Genomic DNA, 2,949 nt, shown 5'->3' with positions numbered 1-2,949 from the left:
TTCCCCATGTGAGAGTAGGTCATCGTCAAGATTAAATTCCGAAACCCCTATCTGCTGACGCAGGTAGGGGTTTTGTTTTGCCTTCAGGAAAGCGCCTTCTGTGTTTCTATGCAACCGTCTTGTGCATGGCTATCATGCGGGCCTCATTATCAGGGCGCGTTCGCATGCTCACGTTGCTAGAACTTCTGAAAGATGGCCGTTTCCATTCGGGGCAGGCATTAGGCGCTGCGCTCGGGATCAGCCGTAGTGCTGTGTGGAAACAATTGCAGCACCTGGAGGCGGAGCTTGGCTTGTCCATTCATAAGGTGCGGGGCAGGGGTTATCAATTGGCCAAGCCATTGCAGCTTCTGAATGCGGCTGAGATTGGCGCGCAAGAGTCTTGTGACTGGCCTGTTCATATATTTGATGCTATCGACTCCACCAATGCTGAGGCATTGCGGTCCATAGAGCGTGGGATGCACGCGCCATTCCTCATCCTGGCCGAGCGGCAAACTGCTGGGCGCGGTCGTCGTGGTAGGAAGTGGGTCAGCCCCTTTGCCGATAATCTCTATTACAGCTTGGTATTGCGCATTGATGGCGGCATGCGCCAGGTCGAAGGCCTAAGCCTCGCTGTTGGCCTTGCTGTTCTGCGTGCATTGCGTGATATGGGAGTGCTGGAGGCTGGGTTGAAATGGCCCAACGATTTATTGGTTGGTGATAAAAAAATCGCAGGTATCTTGCTTGAGCTGGTTGGCGATCCAGCAGATGTTTGTCACGTTGTTCTGGGGGTCGGTATCAATGTGAACATGCAGTCTGCAGATGAGGTGGATCAGCAATGGACCTCCATGAGCCTTGAGACGGGCAGAAACTTCAATCGGAATGAGCTTGTGGCGCGTTTGGGCGGCAGCCTTCGCCAATATCTGAGCCTGCATCAGGCGTCAGGGTTTTCGGCACTTCAGGCGGAGTGGGAGCGATATCATTTGTGGCAGGGGCGTTCCGTGTCGTTGGTTGCCGGCGCCAATCGCATTGATGGTGTTGTGCTGGGAGTCGATCGTCAGGGTGCGCTGCGTTTGAAGGTGGATGGTGTGGAAAGAATCTTTAGCGGTGGTGAGCTCAGCCTGAGGTTGCGTGATGATTCTTGAGCTCGATTGTGGCAACAGCTTTATTAAGTGGCGTGTTCTTCGCTCCGATGGCGTAACGCCTGTTGATGGGGGGGTAGTCGGTTCTGATGCTGATCTGCTGGCGAGTTTGAGTGGCTCGGGAAGATTCCAGCTTGCGAAGTGCCGCCTTGTCAGCGTGCGAACTCAAGAAGAAACGGAGTCGCTGGTTTCTTCGTTGGTTGACGCTTTTGGGATCTCTGTCGTAAGAGCAGTGCCTGCCCGGGAAATGGCTGGTGTCAGGAACGGCTACGAAGATTATGAGCGATTGGGGCTGGATCGATGGCTGGCGCTACTTGGAGGGTTTCATCTTGCCTCGAGTGCCTGCCTGGTGCTCGATTTTGGTACGGCCATTACGGCCGATTTCGTAGCGGCAGATGGGGGGCATCTGGGAGGGTTTATTTGTCCAGGTATGCCCTTGATGCGTAATCAGTTGCGTACCCATACCCGGCGAATTCGATATGACGATACGGCTGCCGAACGTGCTCATGAGAGTCTTGAGCCGGGGCGTACAACTGTAGAGGCGGTTGAGCGTGGGTGCATGTTGATGCTTAGGGGATTTGTGCTGACTCAGCTCGAATTGGCTCGACAGTACTGGGGAGAGGATTTCGTTGTGTTCCTGACGGGAGGGGATGCCAACCTGGTTGCGGGGGTTGTCCCGGATGCCAGGGTGGTCCCGGACTTGGTATTTGTCGGGCTCGCGATGGCCTGCCCTTTGTCTTGAGGTTCCTATGCGTTGGGTCTTTCTGCTCTTGCTTGTTTTAAACGCGTTCTACTACGTCTGGCATCAGCAGGAGGCCCCGCTTCGCGCTAAGGATGTCACTCCGCTGAATCTGTATCGTGGTTCGCAGCAGGATATTCATCTTCTGAGTGAAACGGCGGATGCGCTAGTAAGGAGGGATTTGGCCAGGCCAGGCGAGGCGCAAAGGAGCTGCTCCTATCTGGGTGGCTTCAATCGTTCAGAAACTGCCAGGCAGCTAGAGCAGAGGTTGCTAGCTTTGGGGGTCGTGGCTCGTGCTGCTTCTTCGAGTTCTCCTGAGGTGGGGGGATTCTGGGTCCAGGTTTCGCCAGAAAGTACTGTAAAGTTGAATGACATGTTGCTCCAAAACCTTTCCAAAGAATTCAATGAGTTAAAACATAAAATAATGCCTTGTGAGGGGGTTGCACCCACGGGGTAGTTTGCATAGAATGGCGCCCGCTTCGCAGCGAAGGCCTTTAACGGTTGAGGGTGCGAAGCGTTGTCAACGCATCTAACCTCAGGTTTTTAATGAGAAAATGGTTGACAGAAGGCTGGCATGATGTAGAATGCCGGCTCGCTTAGGAGGGGTTCCCGAGCGGCCAAAGGGATCAGACTGTAAATCTGACGTCTACGACTTCGAAGGTTCGAATCCTTCCCCCTCCACCAGTTTAGCGTGAGCTGCAAGCTCCGCGGGTATAGTTTAGTGGTAGAACCTCAGCCTTCCAAGCTGATGATGCGGGTTCGATTCCCGCTACCCGCTCCAAGTTTGCAGGTTGTGCAAAGTGTTTTGCTCTTGTAGCTCAGTTGGTAGAGCACACCCTTGGTAAGGGTGAGGTCAGCGGTTCAAATCCGCTCAAGAGCTCCATATAACAAGGCAGATATGAAAATATCTGCCTTTGTTTTAATGGTTGGTGTGACTTGCTAATTTCTTCTCCTAGGGGTGATTTCGATGGCTAAGGAAAAGTTCGAACGTAATAAGCCGCACGTCAACGTTGGCACCATCGGTCACGTCGACCACGGTAAAACCACGCTGACCGCTGCTCTGACTCGTGTCTGCTCCGAAGTCTTCGGCTC

At 53.7% G+C, this 2,949-nt stretch carries 4 protein-coding genes and 3 tRNA genes; all 7 read left to right on the top strand.

From position 1 onward, the window contains the following. The first annotated feature begins 164 nt into the window (after positions 1-164). Complete coding sequence (gene birA / locus BLP99_RS25985; RefSeq protein ID WP_092182174.1) at positions 165-1,121, top strand: bifunctional biotin--[acetyl-CoA-carboxylase] ligase/biotin operon repressor BirA; 957 nt, start codon at positions 165-167, stop codon at positions 1,119-1,121. Further along, positions 1,111-1,860, top strand: coding sequence for a pantothenate kinase (locus BLP99_RS25980; protein WP_072399302.1), 750 nt, complete (start codon positions 1,111-1,113; stop codon positions 1,858-1,860). The genes birA and BLP99_RS25980 overlap by 11 nt, the downstream gene beginning before the upstream one ends. Positions 1,861-1,867: 7 nt before the next feature. Then, entirely contained in the window at positions 1,868-2,314 is a 447-nt protein-coding gene (locus tag BLP99_RS26695; RefSeq protein ID WP_072399300.1) for a hypothetical protein, read from the top strand. A 142-nt stretch (positions 2,315-2,456) separates the two neighbouring features. Continuing rightward, positions 2,457-2,541: transfer RNA gene (locus BLP99_RS25970), tRNA-Tyr, on the top strand. Between the two features lie 23 nt (positions 2,542-2,564). Continuing rightward, positions 2,565-2,638, top strand: a tRNA-Gly gene (locus BLP99_RS25965). Positions 2,639-2,664: 26 nt separating this feature from the next. Next, positions 2,665-2,740: transfer RNA gene (locus BLP99_RS25960), tRNA-Thr, on the top strand. Between the two features lie 84 nt (positions 2,741-2,824). Next, the coding region (locus tag BLP99_RS25955) for a GTP-binding protein (RefSeq protein ID WP_007925961.1) at positions 2,825-2,949 on the top strand (125 nt) is incomplete at its 3' end.

Origin of the sequence: Pseudomonas sp. NFACC32-1, assembly GCF_900101215.1 — a bacterium.
GTDB lineage: Bacteria > Pseudomonadota > Gammaproteobacteria > Pseudomonadales > Pseudomonadaceae > Aquipseudomonas.
The sequence above is the reverse complement of the archived record's forward strand: the minus strand, read 5'-3'. Positions and strand labels throughout refer to the sequence as shown.